The organism is Pseudomonas sp. ADAK2 TE3594, from assembly GCF_053628675.1.
In genome coordinates this window covers 4,677,758-4,704,402 of sequence record NZ_JBRJGV010000001.1, presented here as the reverse complement: position 1 = coordinate 4,704,402, position 26,645 = coordinate 4,677,758, and the positions used below count along the sequence as shown (strand labels likewise).

General features: G+C 58.6%; 21 protein-coding genes. 19 read left to right on the top strand and 2 right to left on the bottom strand.

The features are described 5' to 3' along the window. Nucleotides 1-35: 35 nt before the first annotated feature. Together AB7M22_RS20965 and map are read right to left on the bottom strand one after the other, a co-directional pair. Complete coding sequence (locus tag AB7M22_RS20965; RefSeq protein WP_008015051.1) at nucleotides 36-2,738, bottom strand: [protein-PII] uridylyltransferase; 2,703 nt, start codon at nucleotides 2,736-2,738, stop codon at nucleotides 36-38. A gap of 45 nt (nucleotides 2,739-2,783) precedes the next feature. Then, complete coding sequence (gene map, locus AB7M22_RS20960) at nucleotides 2,784-3,566, bottom strand: type I methionyl aminopeptidase (RefSeq protein ID WP_007907990.1); 783 nt, start codon at nucleotides 3,564-3,566, stop codon at nucleotides 2,784-2,786. Between the two features lie 372 nt (nucleotides 3,567-3,938). Between map and rpsB the strand changes: the two genes are divergently transcribed. The 19 genes from rpsB (at nucleotide 3,939) to AB7M22_RS20865 (ending at nucleotide 26,641) form a co-directional block, all read left to right on the top strand. Beyond that, nucleotides 3,939-4,676 (top strand): 30S ribosomal protein S2, encoded by a 738-nt coding sequence (rpsB, locus tag AB7M22_RS20955; protein ID WP_007907989.1) that lies wholly within the window; start codon nucleotides 3,939-3,941, stop codon nucleotides 4,674-4,676. Between the two features lie 192 nt (nucleotides 4,677-4,868). After that, nucleotides 4,869-5,732, top strand: a complete 864-nt coding sequence (gene tsf / locus AB7M22_RS20950) for a translation elongation factor Ts (RefSeq protein WP_007907988.1) — start codon at nucleotides 4,869-4,871, stop codon at nucleotides 5,730-5,732. 209 nt (nucleotides 5,733-5,941) lie between these two features. Continuing rightward, nucleotides 5,942-6,685 (top strand): UMP kinase, encoded by a 744-nt coding sequence (gene pyrH / locus AB7M22_RS20945; RefSeq protein ID WP_003172271.1) that lies wholly within the window; start codon nucleotides 5,942-5,944, stop codon nucleotides 6,683-6,685. Beyond that, nucleotides 6,682-7,239 carry a ribosome recycling factor gene (gene frr / locus AB7M22_RS20940; protein WP_007907979.1) on the top strand — a complete coding sequence of 186 codons (558 nt, stop codon included), beginning with the start codon at nucleotides 6,682-6,684 and terminating at the stop codon, nucleotides 7,237-7,239. Before pyrH ends, frr begins: the two co-directional genes overlap by 4 nt. A gap of 13 nt (nucleotides 7,240-7,252) precedes the next feature. After that, nucleotides 7,253-8,008 (top strand): polyprenyl diphosphate synthase, encoded by a 756-nt coding sequence (uppS, locus tag AB7M22_RS20935; protein WP_008015050.1) that lies wholly within the window; start codon nucleotides 7,253-7,255, stop codon nucleotides 8,006-8,008. After that, nucleotides 8,008-8,814 carry a phosphatidate cytidylyltransferase gene (locus AB7M22_RS20930; RefSeq protein ID WP_454187663.1) on the top strand — a complete coding sequence of 269 codons (807 nt, stop codon included), beginning with the start codon at nucleotides 8,008-8,010 and terminating at the stop codon, nucleotides 8,812-8,814. The genes uppS and AB7M22_RS20930 overlap by 1 nt, the downstream gene beginning before the upstream one ends. Then, entirely contained in the window at nucleotides 8,811-10,001 is a 1,191-nt protein-coding gene (ispC, locus tag AB7M22_RS20925) for a 1-deoxy-D-xylulose-5-phosphate reductoisomerase (RefSeq protein ID WP_008015047.1), read from the top strand. Before AB7M22_RS20930 ends, ispC begins: the two co-directional genes overlap by 4 nt. 52 nt (nucleotides 10,002-10,053) lie before the next feature. Further along, nucleotides 10,054-11,406, top strand: coding sequence for a sigma E protease regulator RseP (gene rseP / locus AB7M22_RS20920; protein WP_454187662.1), 1,353 nt, complete (start codon nucleotides 10,054-10,056; stop codon nucleotides 11,404-11,406). Nucleotides 11,407-11,478: 72 nt separating this feature from the next. After that, nucleotides 11,479-13,869, top strand: a complete 2,391-nt coding sequence (gene bamA, locus AB7M22_RS20915; RefSeq protein ID WP_454187661.1) for an outer membrane protein assembly factor BamA — start codon at nucleotides 11,479-11,481, stop codon at nucleotides 13,867-13,869. 45 nt (nucleotides 13,870-13,914) lie between these two features. Beyond that, nucleotides 13,915-14,418, top strand: a complete 504-nt coding sequence (locus AB7M22_RS20910; protein WP_007907155.1) for an OmpH family outer membrane protein — start codon at nucleotides 13,915-13,917, stop codon at nucleotides 14,416-14,418. Between the two features lie 3 nt (nucleotides 14,419-14,421). Further along, on the top strand, nucleotides 14,422-15,477 hold the full coding sequence (gene lpxD / locus AB7M22_RS20905; RefSeq protein ID WP_007907156.1) for a UDP-3-O-(3-hydroxymyristoyl)glucosamine N-acyltransferase: 1,056 nt from the start codon (nucleotides 14,422-14,424) through the stop codon (nucleotides 15,475-15,477). A gap of 108 nt (nucleotides 15,478-15,585) precedes the next feature. After that, a complete protein-coding gene (gene fabZ, locus AB7M22_RS20900) occupies nucleotides 15,586-16,026 on the top strand; it encodes a 3-hydroxyacyl-ACP dehydratase FabZ (protein ID WP_007907157.1) in 441 nt (146 codons plus the stop codon). Next, nucleotides 16,023-16,799, top strand: coding sequence for an acyl-ACP--UDP-N-acetylglucosamine O-acyltransferase (lpxA, locus tag AB7M22_RS20895; RefSeq protein WP_454187660.1), 777 nt, complete (start codon nucleotides 16,023-16,025; stop codon nucleotides 16,797-16,799). Before fabZ ends, lpxA begins: the two co-directional genes overlap by 4 nt. Nucleotides 16,800-16,801: 2 nt before the next feature. Further along, a complete protein-coding gene (gene lpxB, locus AB7M22_RS20890) occupies nucleotides 16,802-17,929 on the top strand; it encodes a lipid-A-disaccharide synthase (RefSeq protein WP_007907162.1) in 1,128 nt (375 codons plus the stop codon). Next, nucleotides 17,929-18,570 carry a ribonuclease HII gene (gene rnhB, locus AB7M22_RS20885; protein ID WP_007907164.1) on the top strand — a complete coding sequence of 214 codons (642 nt, stop codon included), beginning with the start codon at nucleotides 17,929-17,931 and terminating at the stop codon, nucleotides 18,568-18,570. The genes lpxB and rnhB overlap by 1 nt, the downstream gene beginning before the upstream one ends. Before the next feature lie 82 nt (nucleotides 18,571-18,652). After that, nucleotides 18,653-22,174: a DNA polymerase III subunit alpha gene (dnaE, locus tag AB7M22_RS20880; protein ID WP_008010222.1), complete on the top strand. Its 3,522-nt coding sequence runs from the start codon at nucleotides 18,653-18,655 to the stop codon at nucleotides 22,172-22,174. Nucleotides 22,175-22,325: 151 nt separating this feature from the next. Further along, entirely contained in the window at nucleotides 22,326-23,273 is a 948-nt protein-coding gene (locus AB7M22_RS20875) for an acetyl-CoA carboxylase carboxyltransferase subunit alpha (protein WP_008010221.1), read from the top strand. A gap of 133 nt (nucleotides 23,274-23,406) precedes the next feature. Continuing rightward, the gene (gene tilS / locus AB7M22_RS20870; RefSeq protein ID WP_454187659.1) at nucleotides 23,407-24,735 is read left to right on the top strand and encodes a tRNA lysidine(34) synthetase TilS; all 1,329 of its coding nucleotides are present in this window, start codon (nucleotides 23,407-23,409) and stop codon (nucleotides 24,733-24,735) included. 274 nt (nucleotides 24,736-25,009) lie between these two features. Continuing rightward, complete coding sequence (locus AB7M22_RS20865) at nucleotides 25,010-26,641, top strand: CTP synthase (RefSeq protein WP_007907172.1); 1,632 nt, start codon at nucleotides 25,010-25,012, stop codon at nucleotides 26,639-26,641. The last annotated feature ends 4 nt before the right edge of the window (nucleotides 26,642-26,645 follow it).

Genomic DNA, 26,645 nt, shown 5'->3' with positions numbered 1-26,645 from the left:
AGGAAGTCCATACCCACAGGGGGAAAGTTATTAATTCAGATGCTGATGCGCGAAAGTTTGATATCGGGTTCCTGACTGACGCTCAGCTGTTCGACGATTGCATCCTGCAAACGGCTGCACAGCAACGGGTCGGATAGCGGCTGATTGTTCGCATCGGTAATGAAAAACACGTCTTCCACGCGCTCGCCCAAAGTAGCGATCTTGGCGTTCTGCAGCGACAGATCGAACTCGAGGAAGATCGTGCCGATCCGCGCCAGCAGCCCAGGGCGGTCAGGCGCACTGAGCTCCAGCACGGTCACCGGACGCTGGGCATCGTTGTGGATCGTCACCTGTGGCGCAAACGCGAAATGCTTGAGCTGGCGCGGCACCCGACGCTGAATGATCGTCGGATAGTCGTCCGGATTGCGCAGGGCTTCGGTCAGGCCTTCGCGGATCTGTTTGACCCGTGCCGGGTTGTCACCGATCGAGTCGCCATCGGTGTCGAGCACGATATAGGTGTCGAGAGTGAACTGGCTGCTCGAGGTGATGACCCGGGCGTCGTGAATGTTCAGGTTGAGCTGGTCCATCGCCGCTACGGTCACGGCGAAAAAGTCGTGCTGGTCCGGTGCATAGATGAAGATCTGCGTACCGCCCTCGAACTCGCGCTGGGTGGTTTCCTTGATCAGCACCAGCGGGCCGCCGTCGGCCGGCTGCTGCAAAATCGCATCAGTGTGCCAGGCCACGTCGCCGGCGGTGTGGCGCAGGAAATAGTCATCGCCCAATTGCGCCCAGAGCTGCTCGACATCGTCCGGATCGTTGCCGCCGCGTACCAGGATGTCCAGCGCCGCGCTTTGGGTCTGGCGGATCTGCTCTTCGCGATCCACCGGGTTTTCCAGGCCACGACGCAAGGCGCGCTTGGTCTCCGTGTAGAGCTGACGCAACAGGCTCGCGCGCCAGGAGTTCCACAGCGTCGGGTTGGTTGCGTTGATGTCTGCAACGGTCAGCACGTACAGATAATCGAGGCGGGTTTCATCGCCGACGGTCTGCGCGAAATCGTGGATCACATGCGGGTCGGACAGGTCCTTGCGCTGGGCCGTGGTCGACATCACCAGATGATTCTGCACCAGCCACACGATCAGGCGGCTGTCCCAGATCGGCAACTGGTGGCGCTGGCAAAAGGCTTCGGCATCCACGGCGCCGATTTCCGAATGATCGCCATGCCGGCCCTTGCCGATGTCGTGGTACAGACCGGCCAGGTAAATCAGTTCGGGTTTGGGCAGTTTGGCCATGAGCTTGCTGGCCAGCGGGAATTTTTCCGACACCTGGGTGTACTGCAGCTTACGCAGGTGCTTGATCAGGTTCAGGGTATGCGCGTCGACCGTATAGATGTGAAACAGGTCATGCTGCATCTGCCCGACAATGAAACCGAACTCCGGCAGATAGCGCCCAAGGATGCCGTAACGGTTCATCCGCCGCAGATTGCGGTGGATGCCGATCTTGCACTTGAAGAGCTCGATGAACAGGCTGGTATTACGAATATCGTTGCGGAAGTCGTCATCGATCAGATGACGATTCTCGCGCAGCAGGCGGATGGTATCGGCGCGTACGCCTTTGATCTCCGGTTGCTGGGCCATCAGCACAAAGATCTCGAGCATGGCGAATGGCGTACGGCGGAACACGTTGTCGCTACGCGCCTCGATGTAGCCGTCATGCAGCTGGAACCGCGAATTGATCGGTTGTGGTGGTGCTTCGTCTTCGGGCGCCAGGATCACTTCTTCGAAGTGCTGGATGATCAGGTCGCTGAGCTGGGCAATGCTCATGACCACCCGGTAGTACTGCTGCATGAAGTTTTCGATGGCTTGCTTGGCATCGTTGCCTGCGAAACCCAGCAGCCCGGCAATCGAGCGCTGGTGATCGAACAGCAGGCGGTCTTCGGAACGGCCGGCGAGCATGTGCAGGGCATAACGTACCTTCCACAGAAACTCCTGGGAGGAGGCCAGCAGGGCGTTTTCGCTCTCCACCAGGAAGCCTTCGCCCGCCAGGGCCCGCAGGTTCAGGGTGCCGTATTCGCGACGGGCCACCCAGAGAATCGTCTGAATATCCCGAAGGCCACCGGGGGAGCCTTTGACGTTGGGTTCCAGGTTGTATTCAGTGTCGTTGTATTTGTGGTGACGAGCCTTTTGCTCGGCGCGCTTGGCCAGGAAGAACTCCTTGCTCGGCCACATGTGCGCGGTGCTGGTGACATCCAGCATGCGCTGGCGCAGCCGCTCGGGGCCGCAAATGGTGCGGCTTTCCATCAGATTGGTGACGACCGTCAGGTCGGCACGGGCCTCGACGGCGCATTCGTCCACCGAACGAACGCTCTGGCCGACTTCCAGGCCGATGTCCCACAGCAACGTCAGAAAACGTTCGATGGAATCCCGAAAAATTTCGTGATCGGCGCTGTCCAGCAAAATCAGCAGATCGATGTCGGAATAGGGGTGTAGCTCGCCGCGACCGTAGCCGCCGACCGCTACCAGGGCGATATCGGCATCTTCGCTCCAGTTAAACTGTTCCCAGGCTTGTTGCAGGATGTTGTCGATAAACCAGGCGCGATCCTCGATCAGCCGGCGAATATCCCGGCCACTGCGAAACCGCTCGTCGAGCACCTCGCGGGCTTGGCGGATCGCCTTCTTGAAAGCAGCAATAGGGCTTGCCTTCAGGGCCAGTTCAGCCTGGAACTGGCCGCGGTCGAAGAGTTCGGGATCCACCTGCGGCATCGATTGGCTTTCCTTTCTATAAGGCTGGGAACGGAGCGAGCGGGATCAGGCCGAAACGCGCGCGATGGTATCGTCGCTGCGCAGGGTGAAGATCTCGTAACCGGTTTCGGTCACCAGCAGGGTGTGTTCCCATTGTGCCGACAGCTTGCGATCCTTGGTGATGGCGGTCCAGCCGTCGCCCAACACCTTGGTGTCGGCCTTGCCCTGGTTGATCATCGGCTCGATGGTGAAGGTCATGCCGGCTTTCAGTTCCATGCCGGTGCCGGCGCGGCCGTAGTGCAGGATCTGCGGTTCTTCGTGGAACACCTTGCCGATGCCATGACCGCAAAACTCGCGAACCACCGAGAAGCCGTTCTTTTCCGCGTGCTTCTGGATCACTTCACCGATATCGCCCAGGCGGCAGCCGGGTTTGACCAGTTCGATGGCCTTGTACATGCATTCCTGAGTCACCTGGGACAGACGCTCGGCCCAGACCGGAACGGAACCTACGTGGAACATGCGGCTGGTGTCGCCGTGGTAACCGTCCTTGATCACGGTGACGTCGATGTTCAGCGTGTCGCCATCCTTCAACGGTTTTTCGTTCGGGATGCCGTGGCAGACCACGTGGTTGATCGAGGTGCAGATCGACTTCGGGAAGCCCTTGTAGTTGAGCGGGGCAGGGATGGCTTTCTGCTCATTGACGATATAGTCGTGGCAGATGCGGTCCAGCTCTTCGGTGGTGACACCCGGTTTGACATAATCGGCAATCATTTCCAGCACATCGGCGGCCAATTTGCCGGCGATCCGCATTTTTGCGATGTCCTCTGGGGTTTTGAGGGTGACGGTCATACAGGCTCTCTCTGCGCTCAATGGCGCCTTCTAAAACGAAATGGGCATTGCGCGAACAATCATCGCGGCCCTGAAAAACGCGATTCTACCAGACGATCAGCGCAAATCTGAGCCTCTGTGCATCGCTTCACTCTATAGGATGGCGCATTCTGGGGGGATTCCAAGGCGGGGCCAAAAGCATTCCCCAGGTTTTCAGAATTCGGGTTCCGTTTTTTTCTGCCTTATGGTATAAAATGCGCCGCTTTCCGGGGATACCCTGAAAAGCTTAAATCCACACACGTGTCGACACGATGACCTGGGTGCCTTCAGCTGATGCTGCTGGTTGGTCATTGGGATACGTGGAGGCCAAACCCGACTTATTAAGGAACTATCATGTCCCAAGTCAACATGCGCGATATGCTGAAGGCCGGTGTGCACTTCGGTCACCAGACCCGTTACTGGAACCCGAAAATGGGTAAATACATTTTCGGCGCGCGTAACAAGATCCACATTATCAACCTTGAAAAAACCCTGCCAATGTTCAACGAAGCTCTGACTTTCGTAGAGCGTCTGGCCCAGGGCAAAAACAAGATTCTGTTCGTCGGCACCAAGCGTTCCGCTGGCAAGATCGTTGCTGAAGAAGCAGCACGTTGCGGTTCGCCGTACGTCGATCACCGCTGGTTGGGCGGCATGCTGACCAACTTCAAAACCATCCGTGCTTCCATCAAGCGTCTGCGTGACCTTGAAGTGCAAGCCGAAGACGGTACTTTCGCCAAGCTGACCAAGAAAGAAGCGCTGATGCGCACTCGCGATCTTGAGAAGCTGGATCGTTCCCTGGGTGGTATCAAGGACATGGGCGGTCTGCCAGACGCTCTGTTCGTTATCGACGTTGATCACGAGCGCATCGCGATCACCGAAGCCAACAAGCTGGGCATCCCGGTTATCGGCGTAGTCGATACCAACAGTAGCCCGGAAGGCGTTGACTACATCATCCCAGGCAACGATGACGCAATCCGCGCTATCCAGCTGTACATGGGTTCGATGGCTGACGCTGTTATCCGCGGTCGCAACCACGTTGCTGGCGGCACCGAGCAGTTCGTTGAAGAAGCTCCGGCAGCTGCAGCTGAGTAACTGACGCCCTGGCGTTGACTCAGTAAGCAAAAAGGGGGCTTGGCCCCCTTTTTGCCACCTCGAAAACCATTTGTCGGCAGCGCAGCTACAGCATCTGTAACGTGCAGCGGCTAACAAGGGTGGTTCGGGAAGAATTGAACGCCCGTTCGATCGGGTGGAATGGTTGAAAACCTATCCAAGAGGAATTTGAAAATGGCAGAGATTACTGCAGCGTTGGTCAAAGAACTGCGCGAGCGTACCGGCGAAGGCATGATGGATTGCAAAAAGGCCTTGACCAAGGCTGGCGGCGACATCGAAAAAGCCATTGATGACATGCGTGCTTCGGGCGCCATCAAGGCTGCCAAGAAAGCTGGCAACGTGGCTGCTGAAGGCGCGATCGCTCTGAAGGAAGACGGCAAATCCGCCGTTCTGCTGGAAGTGAACTCGCAGACCGACTTCCTGGCTCTGCAGGACGACTTCAAGGCATTTGTTGCTGCAAGCGTTGAAAAAGCGTTCGCTGACAAACTGACTGACGTTGCTCCGCTGATCGAAGCTCAAGAAGCCGATCGCCTGATTCTGGTCGGCAAGGTTGGCGAAAACGTCAACATCCGTCGTCTGGTACGCGTTGAAGGTGACGTTGTTGGTGGTTACCTGCACGGCAACAAGATCGGTGTTGCAGTTGTCCTGAAAGGCGGCACTGTTGAATTGGCCAAAGACATCGCTATGCACGTAGCGGCCACCAACCCTGAATTCCTGCTGCCATCGGAAGTTTCCGCTGAAGCGGTTGAGCGTGAGAAGGGCGTGTTCCTGACCCTCAACGCTGACAAGATCGCTGGCAAGCCAGAAAACATCGTTGAAAACATGGTCAAAGGCCGTATCAGCAAGTTCCTGGCTGAAGCGAGCCTGGTTGAGCAGGCGTTCGTCAAGAACCCTGAAATCAAGGTGGGCGAGCTGGCCAAGAAAGCTGGTGCTGAAATCGTTTCCTTCACCTACTTCAAAGTAGGCGAAGGCATCGAGAAGCCGGTCGACAACTTCGCTGAAGAAGTTGCTGCCCAGCTGGCTGCTGCCAAGCAATAAGACGGTTTTTTAACTGTCGCCCTGAAGAGGCTGCCCGCTCACGCGCGCAGCCTCTTTTCAGATGGGGATGCCAATTTATTTGGCTTCTCGTCGGAACTGGCTTACAAAGCCGTGTTCCGATGGCGCTGTGATAGCGTCAAGCTAGAGTGAACGCAGGCTGCAAACAGCCCGCAAAGAATTTTTAAAATACGCCGCAGGAGAGATTCGCAATGGCTCAGCAGGGCAGTGGTTATCAGGCTCGCTATAAACGCATTCTACTCAAGCTTAGCGGCGAGGCCCTGATGGGCTCGGAAGAGTTCGGGATCGATCCGAAAGTTCTGGATCGCATGGCGCTGGAAGTTGGCCAACTGGTCGGCATCGGTGTTCAGGTCGGTCTGGTGATCGGTGGCGGCAACCTGTTCCGCGGCGCGGCGCTCAGCGCGGCGGGCATGGATCGGGTGACTGGCGACCACATGGGCATGCTGGCCACTGTGATGAACGCCTTGGCCATGCGCGATGCGCTGGAACGTGCCAATATCTCGGCCATCGTGATGTCGGCCATTTCCATGGTTGGCGTGACCGATCACTACGATCGCCGCAAAGCCATGCGCCACCTGAACGCCAAGGAAGTCGTGATTTTTGCGGCCGGTACTGGTAATCCGTTCTTCACCACGGATTCGGCAGCCTGCTTGCGTGCAATCGAAATCGACGCTGACGTCGTGCTCAAGGCAACCAAGGTCGATGGCGTTTACACAGCTGATCCATTCAAAGACCCGCATGCCGAGAAGTTCGATCATCTGACCTACGATGAAGTACTGGATCGCAAGCTGGGTGTGATGGATCTGACGGCCATTTGCCTGTGTCGCGACCACAAGATGCCGTTGCGCGTATTTAACATGAACAAGCCCGGCGCCCTGCTGAACATCGTACACGGCGGCGCTGAAGGGACCCTGATCGAGGAAGGCCAACAATGATCAACGAAATCAAGAAAGACGCTCAAGAGCGCATGAAAAAATCCGTGGAATCGCTGGCGCACAATTTCGGCCGTATTCGTACGGGCCAGGCGCACCCGAGCATTCTGGAAGGCGTGATGGTTCCGTACTACGGCTCCGACACTCCGATCAAGCAAGTGGCGAACATCACTGTTAAAGACGCCCGTACCCTGCAAGTGGTTGCCTTTGAGCGCAACATGCTGGGTGCCGTCGACAAAGCCATCGGCAGTGCTGGTCTGAACCTCAACCCGACCAACCTGGGTGAGTTGCTGCTGATTTCCATGCCGGCCCTGACCGAAGAAACCCGCAAGGGCTTCACCAAGCAGGCTCGCGATGTCGCTGAAGATGCCCGTGTTGCGGTGCGCAACATCCGTCGTGACGCGAACAGCCAGCTCAAGGATCTGGTCAAGGAAAAGGAAATCAGCGAAGACGAAGAGCGTCGCGCTACTGGCGAGATTGATGATCTGACCAAAAAGTACGTGGCTGAAATCGACGCGAATTTGGCGCAGAAAGAAAAAGACCTGATGGCCGTATAAGGGTCACGTTTTAATGGATAAGACAAAGCAGACTGCGCCGTCCGCGGTGCCGCGCCATGTCGCGATCATCATGGATGGTAATAATCGCTGGGCGAAAAAACGCTTTATGCCGGGTGTCGCCGGGCATAAAGCGGGTGTGGACGCAGTGCGTGCGGTCATCGAGGTGTGTGCCGAGGCCAAGGTTGAAGTACTGACCCTGTTCGCCTTCTCCAGCGAGAACTGGCAGCGCCCGGCCGATGAGGTCAGTGCCTTGATGGATCTGTTCTTCAAGGCATTGCGTCGCGAGGCCAAGCGCCTCAACGACAACAACATCAGCTTGCGCATCATTGGTGACCGTTCGCGTTTTCATCCGGAGCTTCAGGCCGCCATGCGCGAAGCCGAGGCGATGACTGTCGGTGCCAATCGCTTTGTCCTGCAGATCGCCGCCAACTATGGCGGTCAGTGGGATATCGCGCAAGCCGCGCAGCGTCTGGCCCGAGAGGTTCAGGCCGGACATCTGCGTCCGGAGGACATTACCCCCGAGCTGTTGCAAACCTGTCTGGCGACCGGTGATCTGCCGTTGCCGGACTTGTGCATCCGTACCGGTGGCGAGCATCGCATCAGCAACTTCCTGCTGTGGCAACTGGCTTATGCCGAGTTGTACTTCTCCGACCTGTTCTGGCCGGACTTCAAACACGACGCCATGCGCAATGCGCTAGCCGATTTCGCTTCTCGCCAGCGTCGCTTCGGTAAAACGAGCGAGCAGGTCGAGGCTGGAGCCCGGGTTTAATGCTTAAACAACGAATCATCACGGCGCTGATCTTGCTGCCGATTGCCCTGTGCGGGTTTTTCCTGCTCGAAGGGTCCGGTTTTGCGCTGTTCATCGGGCTGGTGGTGACGCTCGGGGCGTGGGAGTGGGCGCGCCTGGCAGGTTTCGCGGCTCAGTCGATTCGCGTTGCCTATGCGGCTGTGGTCGCGTTGGCGCTGTTTGTCATGCATATCGTGCCGGGGCTCGCGCCTTGGGTATTGGGCGCTTCGGTGCTCTGGTGGGGCGTGGCCACGTATCTGGTGCTGACCTATCCCCGGTCCAGCGAACACTGGGCTAGCGCAGCCTGCAAGCTGGTGATCGGTTTGTTGATTCTGTTGCCGGCCTGGCAAGGTCTGGTTTTGATCAAGCAGGAGCCCTTGGGTAACTGGCTGATCATGGCGGTGATGGTGCTGGTCTGGGGGGCTGATATCGGTGCGTACTTTTCCGGTCGTGCCTTCGGCAAGCGCAAGCTGGCGCCGCAGGTCAGCCCTGGCAAGAGTTGGGAAGGCGTGTACGGCGGCTTGCTGCTGAGTCTGGTGATCACGGCAATCGTCGGCTTTGTGCGGGACTGGAGTTTCGCTCAGATGTTGATGGGGCTGTTCGGTGCCGCAATTATCGTATTCATTTCGGTCGTGGGCGACCTCACCGAAAGCATGTTCAAGCGCCAGTCGGGGATCAAGGACAGCAGTAATCTGCTGCCCGGTCACGGCGGCGTGCTGGACCGCATCGATAGCCTGACGGCGGCGATTCCGGTATTCGCCGTGCTGCTGTGGATGGCGGCACCGTGAGCCGCCCACAACAGATTACCGTGCTGGGAGCGACCGGTTCGATTGGTCTGAGCACCCTCGACGTCATTGCCCGTCATCCCGAGCGTTATCAGGTTTTCGCCTTGAGCGGTTTCACTCGCTTGAGTGAGTTGCTGGCGCTGTGCGTGCGTCATTCGCCGCGCTTCGCCGTCGTGCCGGAATCTGGCGCTGCCCGGGGCTTGCAGGACGATTTGCACGCGGCCGGTCTGTCGACCCGCGTTCTGGTGGGGGAAGAGGGCCTGTGTCAGGTCGCTTCCGATCCGGAAGTCGATGCGGTGATGGCGGCTATTGTCGGTGCAGCGGGCTTGCGTCCGACCCTGGCGGCGGTCGAGGCCGGCAAGAAGATTCTTCTGGCCAATAAAGAAGCGCTGGTGATGTCCGGTGCGCTGTTCATGCAGGCGGTGCGCAAAAGCGGTTCGGTGCTGCTGCCGATCGACAGCGAGCACAACGCGATTTTCCAGTGCATGCCACAGGATTTCGCCCGTGGACTTGGCGCGGTCGGTGTGCGTCGGATTTTACTGACAGCCTCTGGCGGCCCGTTCCGGCAGACACCCATGGCCGAACTGGCGCATGTTACTCCCGAGCAAGCGTGTGCCCACCCGAATTGGTCCATGGGGCGCAAGATTTCGGTGGATTCGGCCAGCATGATGAACAAAGGGCTCGAGCTGATCGAGGCTTGCTGGCTGTTCGACGCTACCCCTTCTCAGGTCGAAGTGGTGATTCACCCGCAGAGCGTGATTCATTCGCTGGTCGACTACATCGATGGTTCAGTATTGGCGCAGTTGGGCAATCCGGACATGCGCACGCCGATTGCCAATGCCCTGGCCTGGCCGGAGCGGATTGACTCGGGTGTTGCGCCGCTGGATCTGTTTGCCATTGCTCGCCTGGATTTCCAGGCGCCCGATGAAGAGCGTTTCCCTTGCCTGCGCCTTGCGCGTCAAGCCGCCGAGGCTGGCAACAGCGCGCCGGCCATGCTCAATGCCGCGAATGAGGTGGCTGTGGCGGCCTTTCTCGACGGACGGGTTCGCTACCTGGAAATCGCGAGTATTATCGAGGAAGTGTTGAACCTCGAGCCTGTGGTTGCGGTAGACGATCTCGAGGCAGTGTTTACGGCTGATGCGAAAGCACGGGTACTGGCCGGGCAATGGTTGAGCCGTCACGGGCGATAAGTGCTGCAATACGTTGCCCCATGCAGCACTGATAGGATTGCGGAGAAAGTACATGAGCGCGCTCTATATGATTGTCGGCACCCTGGTAGCGCTGGGTGTGCTGGTCACCTTCCACGAGTTCGGCCATTTCTGGGTCGCGCGTCGCTGTGGGGTCAAAGTGCTGCGTTTCTCCGTGGGCTTCGGCATGCCGCTGCTGCGCTGGCACGACAGCAAAGGCACTGAATTCGTGATCGCCGCCATTCCATTGGGTGGCTACGTAAAGATGCTCGACGAGCGCGAAGGCGAGGTCCCGGCCGATCAGGTCGATCAATCCTTCAATCGCAAATCTGTCCGTCAGCGCATCGCCATCGTCGCGGCCGGCCCGATCGCCAACTTTCTATTGGCAATGGTGTTTTTCTGGGCACTGGCAATGCTGGGCAGCGAGCAGGTGCGGCCAGTTATCGGTGCGGTCGAGTCCGGCAGCATTGCCTCCAAGGCAGGTTTGAGCCCGGGCCAGGAAATCATGGCCATCGATGGCGAGCCAACCTCCGGCTGGGCCGCGGTGAACCTGCAACTGATCCGTCGCCTGGGTGAGAGCGGTTCCCTTCAATTGCTGGTCCGCGAACAGGGCTCCACGGTGGACTCACCCCGTGAACTGGTGCTGGACAAGTGGCTCAAGGGTGCCGAGGAGCCCGATCCGATTCGCTCGCTGGGTATTCGTCCTTGGCGTCCGGCGTTGCCTCCAGTCCTGGCCGAATTTGATCCGAAAGGGCCGGCGAAGGCTGCGGGCCTGAAGACGGGTGACCGCTTGTTGGCCCTTGATGGCAAGGCGCTGGACGACTGGCAGCAAGTAGTCGACATCGTCCGTATGCATCCAGATACCAAAATCATGCTGCGCGTCGAGCGCGATGGTGCTCAAATCGACGTCCCTGTGACGTTGGCCGCTCGCGGCGAGAGCAAGTCACCCAGTGGTTATCTGGGCGCCGGGGTAAAAGCGGTCGATTGGCCGCCAGAGATGATTCGCGAAGTCAGTTACGGTCCGGTGGCTGCGATTGGCGAGGGTGCCCGACGCACCTGGACCATGAGCGTACTGACCCTCGACTCGCTCAAGAAAATGTTGTTCGGCGAGCTCTCGGTAAAAAACTTGAGTGGACCGATAACCATTGCTAAAGTGGCGGGCGCTTCTGCCCAGTCGGGTGTCGCTGATTTCCTGAATTTCCTTGCTTATCTGAGTATTAGCCTGGGGGTTCTGAATTTGTTGCCCATTCCTGTACTGGATGGGGGACATTTGTTGTTTTATCTGATCGAGTGGGCGCGTGGTCGTCCCTTGTCGGATCGGGTGCAAGGTTGGGGGATACAGATCGGTATCAGTTTGGTGGTCGGGGTGATGTTACTTGCTCTGGTCAATGATCTGGGTCGACTGTAACGCTTCGCTGAATTGCGAATCTGCCGCATTTTGCGGCAGTTTTTATTGCCAGTTGGAATAAGAAAGGACTTCATGAAACGTCTGCTGCTAACTGCGGTTCTCACCGTATTGATGATCGCCGAAGTTCACGCCGAGTCCTTCACTATCTCTGATATTCGCGTCAATGGCCTCCAGCGGGTCTCCGCGGGTAGCGTCTTTGGTGCCTTGCCGTTGAACGTCGGCGAACAGGCGGATGATCGTCGCCTGGTGGAATCCACTCGTGCGTTGTTCAAAACCGGGTTCTTTCAGGATATCCAGCTGGGTCGCGATGGCAACGTCCTCGTCATCACTGTAGTCGAGCGTCCGTCGGTCGCCAGTATCGAGATCGAAGGCAACAAGGCGATCTCGACTGAAGACCTGATGAAGGGCCTCAAGCAATCCGGTCTGGCCGAAGGCGAGATCTTCCAGCGCGCCACCCTCGAAGGTGTGCGTAACGAGCTGCAGCGTCAGTACGTCGCTCAGGGCCGTTACTCGGCCACCGTCGATACCGAAGTGGTGCCGCAGCCGCGCAACCGCGTGGGTCTGAAGGTCAACATCAACGAAGGCACCGTTGCAGCTATCCAGCACATCAACGTGGTGGGTAACACGGTTTTCCCTGATGAAGACCTGATCGACCTGTTCGAACTCAAAACCAGCAACTGGCTGTCGTTCTTCAAGAACGATGACAAGTACGCTCGTGAAAAACTCTCCGGTGACCTGGAGCGTCTGCGTTCCTACTATCTGGATCGCGGCTATATCAATATGGATATCGCTTCGACCCAGGTGTCGATCACTCCGGACAAGAAACACGTCTATATCACTGTCAACGTCAACGAAGGCGAGAAGTACACCGTTCGTGACGTCAAGCTCAGCGGCGACCTGAAAGTGCCTGAAGACCAGGTCAAGTCCCTGCTGCTGGTTCAGAAAGGCCAGGTGTTCTCGCGCAAGCTGATGACCACCACGTCCGAACTGATCACCCGTCGCCTGGGTAACGAGGGTTACACCTTCGCCAACGTCAACGGCGTGCCTCAGCCTCACGATGACGACCACACGGTCGACATCACGTTCGCTGTCGATCCGGGCAAGCGTGCTTACGTGAACCGCATCAACTTCCGTGGCAACACCAAGTCCGAAGACGAAGTGCTGCGCCGTGAAATGCGTCAGATGGAAGGCGGTTGGGCTTCGACTTACCTGATCGATCAATCCAAGACCCGCCTGGAACGTCTGGGCTTCTTCAAGGAAGTCAACGTCGAGACACCGGCCGTGCCGGGCGTAGACGACCAGGTTGACGTGAACTACAGCGTTGAAGAGCAGGCGTCCGGCTCGATTACCGCCAGCGTCGGTTTCGCCCAGAGTGCCGGTCTGATCCTGGGTGGTTCGATCACCCAGAACAACTTCCTGGGTACCGGTAACAAGGTCAGCATCGGTTTGACCCGCAGTGAATACCAGAGCCGCTATAACTTCGGTTATGTCGACCCCTACTGGACTGCTGACGGTGTGAGCCTGGGTTACAACGCTTTCTACCGCACCACTGACTACAAAGACCTCGACGTCGACGTAGCCAGCTATGCCGTAGACAGCCTGGGTGCTGGCGTGAGCGTCGGCTACCCGATCAGCGAGACTTCGCGCCTGACCTTCGGTCTGACTGCACAGCAGGACAAGATCAAGACCGGCCAGTACACCGTTGACGAGATTTTCGACTTCGTTAACCGCGAGGGCGACAGCTACCTGAACTTCAAGGCTTCGGCCGGCTGGTCCGAGTCCACTTTGAACAAAGGCGTATTGGCGACCCGTGGTCATTCCCAAAGCCTGACCCTGGAAACCACCACGCCGGGTAGCGACCTGTCGTTCTTCAAGCTTGATTACCGTGGCCAGTTGTTCCAGCCATTGTCTGAAAACTACACCATGCGCCTTCACACCGAGCTGGGTTATGGCGATGGCTACGGTTCGACCGATGGCTTGCCGTTCTATGAAAACTACTATGCTGGTGGTTTCAACTCGGTTCGTGGTTTCAAGGACAGTACCCTCGGTCCTCGCAGTACCCCAAGTCGCGGTGCGGCTGTGACAGGTAACACTGGTACGCTCGCTGACCCGGACCAGGACCCGCTGCCGTTCGGTGGTAACGTTTTGATTCAGGGTGGTGTCGAGGTTCTGTTCCCGCTGCCATTCGTCAAGGATCAGCGTTCCCTGCGCACTTCCGTTTTCTGGGACGTGGGTAACGTTTTCGACTCCAAGTGCGACAAGACGACGAACGCAAATGTCGGTTCAACTGCTCAAACAGCGTGTAACGACATTAGCCTGAGCAACATGGCCAGTTCCGTCGGTGTAGGCGTGACCTGGGTTACCGCACTGGGTCCTCTGAGCTTCGCGTTGGCCATGCCGGTCAAGAAACCGGATGACGCTGAGACTCAAGTGTTCCAATTCTCCCTCGGCCAGACGTTCTAAGCGTCTGACCCAAGATAACGACAATGGATTTTGTAGGAGTGCATCGTGCGTAAGTTGACTCAATTGGTTCTCCTGGCGACCGTACTGGTAGCAGGTCCGGCTTTTGCCGACATGAAAATCGCAGTTCTGAACTATCAGATGGCACTGCTGGAATCCGACGCGGCGAAAAAATACGCCGTGGATGCCGAGAAAAAATTCGGCCCGCAACTGACCAAGCTCAAAAGCCTGGAAAGCAGCGCCAAGGGTATCCAGGACCGTCTGATGGCTGGCGGCGACAAAATGCAACAAGGTGAACGTGAGCGTCTGGAGCTTGAGTTCAAGCAAAAGGCTCGTGATTTCCAGTTCCAGTCCAAGGAACTGAACGAAGCCAAGGCCGTTGCCGACCGTGAAATGCTGAAACAGCTCAAGCCGAAACTGGACAGCGCTGTGGAAGAAGTCATCAAGAAAGGTGCTTTTGACCTGGTCTTCGAGCGTGGCGCAGTGATTGATGTCAAGCCTCAGTACGACATCACTCGCCAGGTTATCGAGCGCATGAATCAGCTGAAGTAACCCATGACAGCGACTATAAAGCTCGGCCAGTTGGCCGAGTTCCTCGGCGCCACCTTGCGTGGCGACCCGAAGAAAGAAATTACTGGGCTAGCCACTTTGCAAGAGGCTGGCCCAGCTCAGTTGAGCTTTCTGGCAAATCCTCAATACCGTAAATACCTGGCTGGCAGTCAGGCCGCAGCTGTATTGCTGAAGGCCGCTGACGCTGAAGGTTTTGCCGGTGATGCATTGGTGGTGCCGGATCCGTACCTGGCCTACGCGCGCGTTTCCCACCTGTTCGATCCCAAGCCCAAGGCGCCTGCCGGAATTCATCCGACAGCGGTGGTGGCCGCGGATGCAGTGGTCGACCCGGCGGCGAGCATCGGTGCTTTTGCGGTGATCGAAAGTGCGGCGCGTATTGGCGCAGGTGTGACCGTTGGGGCTCATTGCTTCATCGGTGCGCGCTGCGAAATCGGCGAGGGCGGCTGGTTAGCCCCGCGCGTCACGCTGTATCACGACGTGCGCATCGGCAAACGGGTGGTGATTCAATCCGGTGCCGTGCTCGGCGGTGAAGGCTTCGGTTTTGCCAACGAGAAAGGTGTCTGGCAGAAAATCGCCCAAGTCGGCGGTGTTTCGATCGGCGATGACGTGGAAATAGGCGTAAATACCGCTATCGATCGCGGCGCACTGGCCGATACCGTTATCGGCAATGGTGTGAAGCTCGACAACCAGATTCAGATCGCTCACAACGTCCAGGTCGGTGACCACACCGCCATGGCCGCGTGTGTGGGGATCTCCGGCAGCACCAAAATCGGCAAGCATTGCATGCTTGCCGGTGGCGTAGGGCTGGTGGGGCATATCGAAATTTGCGACAACGTTTTCCTGACCGGGATGACCATGGTGACCCACTCGATTACCGAGCCGGGTTCCTATTCTTCCGGTACGGCGATGCAACCGGCAGCCGAATGGCGCAAAAGCGCGGCACGTATCCGTCAGCTCGATGACATCGCGCGACGACTGCGACAGCTGGAAAAGCGTGTAGGGGACGTGACCCCTGACGGTAATGCTTCATCAGATGGCTGATACCATTTCCATATCAAGTGTGCACAGCCGCTAGACTGCCTCCTTGATTTGCTAGAGGAGTGCGCGTCAGTCGCGCGCTCCCAATCTTTACATAGGCTTCCCCCCGAAATGATGGACATCAACGAGATTCGCGAATACCTGCCTCACCGTTACCCGTTCCTGCTGGTGGACCGGGTCGTGGATCTGGATGTGGAAGGCAAGCGCATTCGCGCCTACAAGAATGTCAGCATCAACGAACCGTTCTTCAATGGTCACTTCCCTGCGCATCCAATCATGCCGGGCGTATTGATCATCGAAGCGATGGCTCAGGCTGCCGGGATCCTTGGTTTCAAAATGCTCGACGTGAAGCCTGCCGACGGCACGCTTTATTACTTCGTCGGCTCCGACAAGCTGCGCTTCCGCCAGCCTGTGCTGCCAGGCGATCAGCTGATCCTGGAAGCCAAGTTCCTGAGCTGCAAGCGTCAGATCTGGAAGTTCGAGTGCCAGGCTTCGGTCGATGGCAAGCCAGTCTGCTCCGCTGAAATCATCTGCGCGGAACGCAAACTATGAGTTTGATTGACCCTCGCGCAATCATCGATCCGACGGCCATTCTGGCCGACGACGTCGAAGTCGGCCCTTGGTCGATCATCGGCGCAGGTGTGGAAATCGGCGAGGGGACAGTGATCGGGCCGCATGTGATTCTCAAGGGCCCGACCCGAATCGGTAAGCACAACCGCATCTACCAGTTTTCTTCGGTAGGCGAGGACACGCCCGATCTGAAATACAAGGGCGAAGAAACCCGTCTGGTCATCGGTGACCATAACGTCATTCGCGAAGGCGTGACGATTCACCGCGGGACCATTCAGGACCGTTCGGAAACGACCCTGGGCGATCACAACCTGATCATGGCCTATGCCCACATCGGTCACGACAGCGTTATCGGCAACCACTGCATTCTGGTCAACAACACCGCGTTGGCGGGCCATGTGCATGTCGAGGACTGGGCGATCCTGTCCGGTTTTACCCTGGTTCACCAGTATTGCCACATTGGCGCCCACAGCTTTTCCGGTATGGGTACTGCCATTGGCAAGGACGTTCCAGCCTACGTCACGGTTTTCGGCAACCCGGCCGAAGCCCGCAGCATGAACTTCGAAGGCCTGCGCCGTCGCGGTTTCAGCGAGGACGCGATTCACGCCTTGCGTCGTGCCTACAAGGTGGTTTACCGCCAGGGCCTGACGGTCGAACAGGCGCTTGCCGAGCTGACCGAGCCCTCGCTTCAGTTCCCGGAAGTCGCGGTGTTCCGTGACTCCATCCAGTCTTCGACCCGCGGCATCACCCGTTAAGCATGGCCAATCTGCGTATTGCGCTGGTGGCGGGAGAGGCTTCCGGTGACATTCTGGGTGCGGGCCTCATGCGCGCGCTCAAGGCTCGGCATCCGGCAGTCGAGTTCATCGGTGTCGGTGGTCCGCTGATGCAGGCTGAAGGCCTGACGTCGTATTTCCCGATGGAACGCCTTTCTGTCATGGGCTTGGTGGAAGTGCTGGGCCGTTTGCGTGAGCTATTGGCACGTCGCAAAAAACTGGTCGCGGACCTGATCGCCGAGAAGCCGGACGTGTTCATCGGTATCGATGCCCCGGACTTCAACCTCAATATCGAACTCAAGCTGCGTCAGGCCGGGATCAAGACCGTACATTACGTCAGCCCGTCTGTCTGGGCCTGGCGGCAGAAGCGGGTGCTGAAGATTCGCGAAGGTTGCGACCTGATGCTGACGCTGTTCCCGTTCGAAGCCAAATTTTATGAAGAGAAGGGTGTGCCGGTGCGGTTTGTCGGGCATTCCCTGGCCGACGCGATTCCGCTTGAGGCTGATCGCGCCGCAGCGCGGGCCGAACTTGGCTTGCCGGATGGGCCGCTGGTCGCCCTGATGCCGGGCAGCCGTGGCGGTGAGGTCGGGCGCCTTGGTGCGCTGTTCCTCGACACCGCCCAGCGCTTGCGGGCCATGCGCCCGGGCGTACGGTTCGTCATGCCATGCGCGAGCCCGCAGCGCCGAGCCCAGCTTGAAGAGCTGCTGGCCGGTCGCGATCTGCCGCTGACCTTGCTCGACGGCAAATCCCATCTGGCCCTGGCGGCTTGCGACGCGGTGTTGATCGCTTCGGGGACGGCGACGCTGGAAGCATTGCTATACAAGCGACCGATGGTGGTCGCCTATCGCTTGGCACCGCTGACGTTCTGGATTCTCAAACGGATGGTGAAGAGTCCCTACGTCTCCTTGCCGAATCTGCTGGCCCAGCGCCTGCTGGTGCCGGAGTTGTTGCAGGATGATGCGACGGTCGAAGCCTTGGCCCAAACCCTGTCGCCACTGATCGAAGGTGGCCAGGAGCAGACCCGGGGCTTTGACGAAATCCACCGAACCCTGCGCTTGGACGCCTCCAATCAGGCAGCGGACGCGGTACTGAACCTGATTGGCAGAGCATAATGAGCAAAGCAAGCAAGCAGCTGGGCCTGGATTTTATGCTGGTCGATGAGCTTGAAGATCTGGTGGCGGGTGTCGATGAAGTCGGTCGCGGCCCCCTGTGTGGCGCCGTGGTGACGGCGGCAGTGATCCTCGATCCGAGCCGCCCCATCCTGGGCCTCAACGACTCGAAGAAGCTTACCGAAGCTCGCCGTGATGCGCTTTACGACGAAATCTGCGAAAAGGCCCTGAGTTGGTATGTCGCTCGCGCTGAAGTAGAAGAAATCGACGAACTGAACATTCTTCACGCCACCATGCTGGCCATGCAGCGTGCCGTCGAAGGGCTGCACATTCAGCCGAAACTGGCGATGATCGACGGCAACCGTTGCCCGAAGCTCTCGATGCGTGCGGAAGCGGTGATCCAGGGCGATGGCAAGGTACCGGCCATTGCCGCGGCATCGATTCTGGCCAAGGTCAGCCGTGATCGGGAAATGGCGGCATTCGAACTGATTTATCCGGGTTACGGGATCGGAGGCCATAAAGGCTACCCGACACCCGTTCATCTGGAAGCGCTGGCCCGCTTGGGGCCGACCCCAATCCATCGCCGCTCGTTCGCCCCGGTACGCTTGGCGTATGAAGCGCGGGAAAACCTGATCGAGCGTTAGCCGCAGGCTGATGTTTTACTCAAGGCCCGGTACAATCCGGGCCTTGTTGTCTTCACGTTTCTAGTTTCTAGACAGGATCACTATGCCGGCTTCATTCGTTCATCTACGCCTGCACACTGAATATTCCCTGGTCGACGGTCTGGTGCGGATCAAGCCGCTGGTCAAGACCCTGGTCGGCATGAACATGCCTGCCGTAGCGGTCACCGACCAGAACAACATGTGTTCCCTGGTCAAATTCTATAAAGCCGCCATGGGCGCCGGGATCAAGCCGATCTGTGGCGCCGACCTGTGGCTGTCGAACAAGGATCCGGATAACGCTCTGAGCCGGATCAGCCTGCTGGCGATGAACGCCGTGGGTTATCGCAACCTCACCGAACTGATCTCCCGTGGCTTCATCGATGGTCAGCGCAATGGTTCTGTCATCATCGAGCGCGAGTGGGTGGCTGAAGCCAGCGAAGGCTTGATCATGCTGTCGGCTGCGAAAGAAGGCGAGATCGGCCTGGCGATGCTCAGTGGCAACCCGGCCGAAGCGGAAAACCTGGCACGTGAATGGATGGCCGTGTTCCCGGATCGCTTCTACCTGGAAATCCAGCGCACCAACCGCCCCAACGACGAAGAACAGTTGCACGGTGCTGTGGCCCTGGCTGAAAAAATCGGTGCGCCGCTGGTCGCGACCAACGACGTGCGCTTCATCAAGCAGGAAGACTTCGCCGCCCACGAAACCCGCGTTTGCATCGGTGAAGGCCGCGCCCTCGACGATCCGCGGCGTTCGAAGAATTACAGCGATCAGCAATACCTCAAAAGCGCCGAGGAAATGGCCGAGCTGTTCAGCGACTTGCCCGAGGCGCTGGAAAACACGGTCGAGATCGCCAAGCGCTGCAACATCGACGTGAAACTGGGCAAGCACTTCCTGCCCAACTTCCCGATTCCCGATGGCATGACCATCGACGAGTACTTCCGCAAGGTTTCCTTCGACGGTCTGGAAGAGCGTCTCACCGTCCTGCTGCCCAAGGACACCACCGAAGACTACGAAGCCAAGCGTCAGGTCTATGTCGACCGGCTGAATTTCGAGCTGGATATCATCATCCAGATGGGCTTCCCCGGTTACTTCCTGATCGTGATGGACTTTATCCAGTGGGCCAAGAGCAACGGTGTGCCGGTAGGTCCGGGGCGTGGGTCGGGTGCCGGTTCGCTGGTGGCCTATGTGCAGAAGATCACCGACCTCGATCCGCTGGAATATGACCTGCTGTTCGAACGTTTCCTTAACCCGGAACGGGTATCCATGCCCGACTTCGACGTCGACTTCTGCATGGACGGCCGTGACCGGGTGATCGATTACGTGGCCGAGAAATACGGCCGTAACGCGGTTAGCCAGATCATCACCTTCGGTTCCATGGCGGCGAAAGCGGTGGTCCGTGACGTGGCGCGGGTGCAGGGCAAGTCCTACGGTTTGGCGGATCGTCTGTCGAAGATGATTCCGTTCGAAGTCGGCATGACCCTGGAAAAGGCCTACGAGCAGGAAGAAATCCTGCGCGACTTCATCAAGGTCGATGAAGAGGCTGCGGAAATCTGGGAGATGGCGCGCAAGCTTGAAGGCGTTGTGCGTAACGTCGGCAAGCACGCCGGTGGTGTGGTAATCGCGCCGACCAAGCTGACCGACTTCTCGCCGATTTATTGCGACGAAGCGGGCGATGGCCTGGTAACCCAGTTCGACAAGGACGACGTCGAGGCGGCCGGTCTGGTGAAGTTCGACTTCCTGGGGCTGCGGACCCTGACGGTCATCGACTGGGCGCTGAAAACCATCAACCGTGATCGCGCCAAGGTCAACGAGCCGCCGCTGGATATCGCCTTTATCCCGCTGGACGACAAACCGACCTACACGCTGCTGCAAAAAGCCGAAACCACCGCGGTGTTCCAACTCGAGTCGCGTGGCATGAAAGAGCTGATCAAAAAGCTCAAGCCCGACTGCCTGGAAGACTTGATCGCACTGGTGGCCCTGTTCCGTCCGGGCCCGTTGCAATCGGGCATGGTGGACGACTTCATCAACCGTAAGCACGGTCGCGCGGAACTCGCGTACCCGCACTCGGATTACCAGTACGAAGGCCTCAAGCCCGTCCTGGCGCCGACTTACGGCATCATCCTGTATCAGGAACAGGTGATGCAGATTGCCCAGGTCATGGCCGGTTACACCCTTGGCGGTGCAGACATGCTGCGTCGAGCCATGGGTAAGAAAAAACCCGAAGAAATGGCCAAGCAACGCGGCGGTTTCATTGAGGGTTGCGCCACCAACAATATCGACGCCGACCTGGCGGGTAACATCTTTGACCTGGTAGAAAAATTCGCCGGTTACGGCTTCAACAAATCCCACTCCGCCGCGTATGGCCTGGTGTCGTACCAGACCGCCTGGCTGAAAGCCCACTACCCGGCGCCGTTCATGGCTGCGGTGCTGTCGGCGGATATGCACAACACCGACAAGGTCGTGACCTTGATCGAAGAAATTCGCACCATGAAGCTGCGTCTCGACGCGCCGGATGTGAATACTTCGGAGTTCAAGTTCACGGTAAATGACGAAGGCCGCATTATTTATGGCCTCGGCGCAATCAAGGGTGTGGGCGAAGGACCGGTGGAAGCGATCACCGAGGCGCGTCAGGACGGACCGTTCAAGGATCTGTTCGATTTCTGCGCCCGTGTCGATCTCAAACGGATCAACAAGCGCACCCTGGACGGTTTGATCCGCAGCGGCGCGCTGGATCGTCTGGGCCCGTATTTCCATGACGAACCAAAAGCCTATCAAGCCAGCATCGACCAGAACCGCGCGGTCTTGTTGAACGCGATGGAAGGGGCGATCAAGGCTGCCGAACAAACCGCTCGCACCCACGACAGTGGCCACGCCGACCTGTTTGGCGGCCTGTTCGTTGAGGAAGACGCGGATGTCTACGTCAACCACCGCAAGGCCAAGGAACTGACCCTCAAGGAGCGCCTGAAAGGGGAGAAAGATACCCTCGGCCTGTACCTGACCGGTCACCCGATCGACGAATACGAAGGCGAAATTCGTCGTTTCGCCCGTCAGCGCATCATCGACCTGAAGCCGGCTCGCGATACGCAGACAGTCGCGGGCATGATCATCGCCCTGCGCGTGATGAAGAACAAAAAGGGCGACAAGATGGGTTTCATCACCCTCGACGACCGCTCCGGGCGGATCGAAGCCTCGCTGTTCGCCGACGCCTTCCATTCTGCGCAGTCGCTGTTGCAGACCGACGCGATGGTGGTGGTCGAGGGCGAAGTCAGCAACGACGACTTCTCTGGTGGCCTGCGGTTGCGGGTCAAGCGGGTGATGAGCATGGAAGACGCGCGCACCAACCTGGCCGAAAGCCTGCGCCTGAAATTGCACACCAAGGATTTGAAAGGCGATCAGCTACGCTGGCTGGGTGAGCTGTTCAAGCGCCACCGCGGCGCGTGCCCGATCACCATGGAGTACACCAGTCCCGATGCGAAGGCCTTGTTGCAGTTCGGCGAGACCTGGCGGATCGATCCGGCGGATGCCTTGATTCAAGCCCTGCGTGACCAGTTCGGGCGAGACAACGTCTTCCTCCAATACCGTTGACGGTCAGGTGCCATTCCTTACCATTGGAACGCGCCTGACCCCGACCCGAATTTTTAATCTCGACCTGAACGCGCCTGTCCCTTAAGGTAGGGCGCGAATAGACAACCGGCCGGCCCAAGCTCTCTTGGAGGTCGACCCAAGACGGACGCCTATGAACCCGAATTTTCTAGATTTCGAACAGCCGATCGCCGACCTGCAAGCCAAGATCGAAGAGTTGCGCTTGGTCGGTAATGACAATTCGCTGAATATCGGCGATGAGATCTCCCGCCTGCAGGACAAGAGCAGCACGCTGACCGAAGACATCTTCGGCAAGCTGACCAGCTGGCAGATCGCACGTCTGGCGCGTCACCCGAAACGTCCGTATACCCTGGACTACATCGAACACATCTTCACCGAGTTCGACGAACTGCACGGCGACCGTCACTTCTCCGACGACGCTGCGATCGTTGGCGGCATTGCCCGTCTGGACGACCAGCCGGTGATGATCATCGGCCACCAGAAAGGCCGCGAAGTGCGCGAGAAGGTTCGCCGCAACTTCGGCATGCCGCGTCCGGAAGGCTACCGCAAGGCGTGCCGTCTGATGGAAATGGCCGAGCGTTTCAAAATGCCGATCCTGACCTTCATCGACACTCCGGGTGCTTACCCTGGCATCGACGCCGAAGAGCGCAACCAGAGCGAAGCAATTGCCTGGAACCTGCGCGTCATGGCTCGCCTGAAAACCCCAATCATTGCCACCGTGATCGGTGAAGGTGGTTCCGGTGGTGCATTGGCGATCGGCGTCTGCGATCAGCTGAACATGCTGCAGTACTCGACCTACGCGGTGATTTCGCCGGAAGGTTGCGCTTCGATTCTGTGGAAAACTTCCGAGAAGGCGCCGGATGCTGCTGAAGCCATGGGCATCACTGCCGAGCGTCTGAAGGGCCTGGGCATTGTCGATAAGGTGATCGGCGAGCCATTGGGCGGCGCTCATCGTGATCCGGCCGCTGCGGCTGCCTCGATTCGCGCCGAGCTGAGCTCGCAACTGGCGATGTTGAAGAAGTTCGATAACAAGGCGCTGTTGGCCCGTCGTTACGAGCGTCTGATGAGCTACGGTCTCTGATCTGACCTCGCTATACCCATGTGGGAGCGAGCCTGCTCGCGATGGCGGCTTAACATTCAACTAATCTGTTGGCTGTTATGCCGCTATCGCGAGCAGGCTCGCTCCCACATTTGTTTTGTGTAAAGGGAACGCTATGAGTCGGCCAATGATTGATTTGCCCACCAGACTCCTGCTGAATCTCAAACCTTGGCGCACAGCCATAACCTGGCGCATCGCGTTCTCCGGTGGTCTCGACTCCACCGTCCTGCTGCACCTTCTCGCGCACCTTGCGAAAACCCAATCCCTGCCGACGCTGAGCGCCATCCATGTCCACCACGGCCTTCAGGCTGCGGCTGATGCGTGGCCGGAACATTGTCAGTCGGTCTGTGATGCGCTGGGAGTGCCGCTAGAAGTCGTGCGTGTTCAGGTTGAACCCGGCGCCAGCCTTGAGCGTGCGGCGCGGGATGCGCGTTATGGCGCCTTCATCGCCGCGACTGATACTGGTGAAGTGCTGCTCACGGGCCAACACCGTGACGATCAGGCGGAAACCCTGTTGTTTCGGCTGATGCGTGGGGCAGGGGTGAGAGGCTTGTCGGGAATGCCGAGCGAACGTCCTTTGGGTCGGGGGCATCTGCTGCGACCCTTGCTCGACGTCACTCGCGCCGAGCTTGAGGCCTACGCGACTGAACATCAGTTGGGCTGGATCGAGGATCCGTCGAACCAGGACCACCGGTTCTCGCGCAATTATCTGCGTCATCAGGTGTTCCCCGTGTTGACTGCGCGCTGGCCGCAAGCGGTGGCGACCATGGCTCGCAGTGCCGCGCATCTGAGCGAAGCGCAGGGACTGCTCGACGAATTGGCGCAAATCGATCTGGCCCACGCCACCACGGTCAGTGATTTCGATTGGCTGGGCTTGCCGTCGCTGGAGCTGGCACCACTGGAAAGACTGTCTGATGCGCGTCAGCGCAATGCGCTAAGTCATTGGCTCAAACCGCTGACGACTCTGCCGGACAGTGACCATTGGTCGGGTTGGGAGAATTTGCGCGATGCGACCGGCGATGCGCGTCCGGTCTGGCGGCTGGCGACGGGTGAATTGCATCGCGCGGGTGGGCGTCTCTGGTGGTTGTCTGGTGGCTGGCTGCGCACTCCGCCATCTCCGGTGTCTTGGGCTGATCCCTCGGTATCACTGGCGTTGCCGGATAATGGCGTACTCACGTTTACCGGTCAGATCCCCGTTGGCCCGCTGCAGATCCGCTATCGTGAGGGAGGCGAGGTCATGAACCTGCCCGATCGCGGCCACCGTGACTTGAAGCGTTTGCTCAACGAAAGCGGTGTGCCGGGCTTCGCCCGTGGCAGATTGCCGCTGGTCTACAGAGGCCCGCAATTGCTGGCGGTGGCGAACGTGCGGGGGCTAAATGGCGGTGAGCAGGGTGGCTGGTATTTGCATTGGCAGCCGCTGATCGAAGATCAAGGTTTGAGCTGAAAGGGGCTTTCCGGTAGACTACGCTCCCTTCTTGATACAACTTCTGTGGATTCGCCTGAATCGCAGGAGTTGCCGATTACCAAGCAGTCTTTGCTGGGCGATTCCAAAAAATGTGTAGCGAGCAACCTACCGGTGTTTCATCTACCGGTCTGTCCCAACGCGGCGGTTTTTTTGAAAGGTGCACTGTGATTAATGCAGGTGATCGGGGGCTTCGGCCTTCCTTCGCTTTCCCCGGCGGCTCGGACCGCTTTAACGCAGACTTCTAGGGTTTTTCATGACGCGCTACATATTCGTCACGGGCGGTGTTGTTTCTTCATTGGGGAAAGGCATTGCCTCGGCTTCATTGGCGGCCATCCTGGAGGCGCGGGGACTTAAGGTCACCATGCTGAAGCTGGACCCGTACATCAACGTTGACCCGGGCACCATGAGCCCGTTCCAGCACGGTGAAGTGTTCGTCACCCACGACGGCGCCGAGACCGACCTGGACTTGGGCCACTACGAGCGGTTCATCCGCACGACCATGACCCAGAACAACAACTTCACCACCGGCCGTGTCTACGAACACGTCCTGCGCAAAGAGCGCCGTGGTGATTACCTGGGCGCAACCATTCAGGTGATCCCGCACATCACCGACGAAATCAAGCGCCGGATCATCAAGGGCGCCGGCGATGCCGACGTGGCCATGGTCGAGATCGGTGGCACCGTGGGTGACATCGAGTCGCAACCGTTCCTCGAAGCGATCCGTCAATTGCGTTTCGAAGTCGGCGCCAAGCGCGCGATGTTGATGCACCTGACGCTGGTGCCGTACATCGCCACTGCCGGCGAAACCAAAACCAAGCCGACTCAGCACTCGGTCAAGGAACTGCGTTCCATTGGCCTGCAGCCAGACGTGCTGGTGTGCCGTTCCGATCACCCGATCGACATCTCTTCGCGTCGCAAGATCGCCCAGTTCACCAACGTTGAAGAACGTGCGGTGATCGCGCTGGAAGACGCCGATACCATCTACAAGATCCCGGGCATCCTGCACTCCCAGGGCCTGGATGATTTCGTCGTCGAGCGTTTCGGCTTGCAATGCGACAGCGCCGATCTGTCCGAGTGGGAAGCGGTGGTTGATGCCAAGCTGAACCCGGAGCACGAAGTCACCATCGCGATGGTCGGCAAGTACATGGAACTGCTGGACGCCTACAAGTCGCTGATCGAAGCGATGAGTCACGCCGGCATCAGCAACCGCACCAAGGTCAACCTGCGCTACATCGATTCCGAAGACATCGAAAACCAGGGCACCGCGCTGCTGGAAGGCGTCGACGCGATTCTGGTACCGGGCGGCTTCGGTCTGCGTGGCGTTGAAGGCAAGATCACTGCCGTTCAATACGCTCGCGAAAACAAGGTTCCGTACCTGGGTATCTGCCTGGGCATGCAAGTGGCCGTTATCGAGTTCGCTCGTAACGTCATGGGCTGGAAAGACGCCAACTCCACCGAGTTCGATCGCACCAGCGGTCACCCGGTCGTGGGTCTGATCACCGAGTGGGAAGATGCCACCGGCGCAGTCGAAACCCGCACCGAAACGTCCGACCTGGGCGGCACCATGCGCCTTGGCGCTCAGGATTGCCTGCTTGAGCCAGGTTCCCTGGTGCACGATTGCTATGCCAAGGATGTGATCGTCGAGCGTCACCGTCATCGCTACGAAGTGAACAACAACCTGCTGCCGCAAATCATCGAGGCCGGTCTGAAAATCTCCGGTCGTTCCGGTGATGGCGCGCTGGTTGAAGTGGTCGAAGCGCCGGATCATCCATGGTTCGTCGCTTGCCAGTTCCACCCTGAGTTCACCTCGACGCCACGTGACGGTCACCCGTTGTTCAGCGGCTTCGTCAAAGCTGCTTTGACCCAACACCAGAAGAAGGCATAAACCT

Excerpts from the sequence above, each read along its gene's own strand:
- AB7M22_RS20965 (WP_008015051.1), bottom strand. The coding sequence starts at position 2,738 with ATGCCGCAGGTGGATCCCGAACTCTTCGACCGCGGCCAGTTCCAGGCT.
- map (WP_007907990.1), bottom strand. The coding sequence starts at position 3,566 with ATGACCGTCACCCTCAAAACCCCAGAGGACATCGCAAAAATGCGGATC.
- rpsB (WP_007907989.1), top strand. The coding sequence starts at position 3,939 with ATGTCCCAAGTCAACATGCGCGATATGCTGAAGGCCGGTGTGCACTTC.
- tsf (WP_007907988.1), top strand. The coding sequence starts at position 4,869 with ATGGCAGAGATTACTGCAGCGTTGGTCAAAGAACTGCGCGAGCGTACC.
- pyrH (WP_003172271.1), top strand. The coding sequence starts at position 5,942 with ATGGCTCAGCAGGGCAGTGGTTATCAGGCTCGCTATAAACGCATTCTA.
- frr (WP_007907979.1), top strand. The coding sequence starts at position 6,682 with ATGATCAACGAAATCAAGAAAGACGCTCAAGAGCGCATGAAAAAATCC.
- uppS (WP_008015050.1), top strand. The coding sequence starts at position 7,253 with ATGGATAAGACAAAGCAGACTGCGCCGTCCGCGGTGCCGCGCCATGTC.
- AB7M22_RS20930 (WP_454187663.1), top strand. The coding sequence starts at position 8,008 with ATGCTTAAACAACGAATCATCACGGCGCTGATCTTGCTGCCGATTGCC.
- rseP (WP_454187662.1), top strand. The coding sequence starts at position 10,054 with ATGAGCGCGCTCTATATGATTGTCGGCACCCTGGTAGCGCTGGGTGTG.
- bamA (WP_454187661.1), top strand. The coding sequence starts at position 11,479 with ATGAAACGTCTGCTGCTAACTGCGGTTCTCACCGTATTGATGATCGCC.
- lpxD (WP_007907156.1), top strand. The coding sequence starts at position 14,422 with ATGACAGCGACTATAAAGCTCGGCCAGTTGGCCGAGTTCCTCGGCGCC.
- fabZ (WP_007907157.1), top strand. The coding sequence starts at position 15,586 with ATGATGGACATCAACGAGATTCGCGAATACCTGCCTCACCGTTACCCG.
- lpxA (WP_454187660.1), top strand. The coding sequence starts at position 16,023 with ATGAGTTTGATTGACCCTCGCGCAATCATCGATCCGACGGCCATTCTG.
- lpxB (WP_007907162.1), top strand. The coding sequence starts at position 16,802 with ATGGCCAATCTGCGTATTGCGCTGGTGGCGGGAGAGGCTTCCGGTGAC.
- rnhB (WP_007907164.1), top strand. The coding sequence starts at position 17,929 with ATGAGCAAAGCAAGCAAGCAGCTGGGCCTGGATTTTATGCTGGTCGAT.
- dnaE (WP_008010222.1), top strand. The coding sequence starts at position 18,653 with ATGCCGGCTTCATTCGTTCATCTACGCCTGCACACTGAATATTCCCTG.
- AB7M22_RS20875 (WP_008010221.1), top strand. The coding sequence starts at position 22,326 with ATGAACCCGAATTTTCTAGATTTCGAACAGCCGATCGCCGACCTGCAA.
- tilS (WP_454187659.1), top strand. The coding sequence starts at position 23,407 with ATGAGTCGGCCAATGATTGATTTGCCCACCAGACTCCTGCTGAATCTC.
- AB7M22_RS20865 (WP_007907172.1), top strand. The coding sequence starts at position 25,010 with ATGACGCGCTACATATTCGTCACGGGCGGTGTTGTTTCTTCATTGGGG.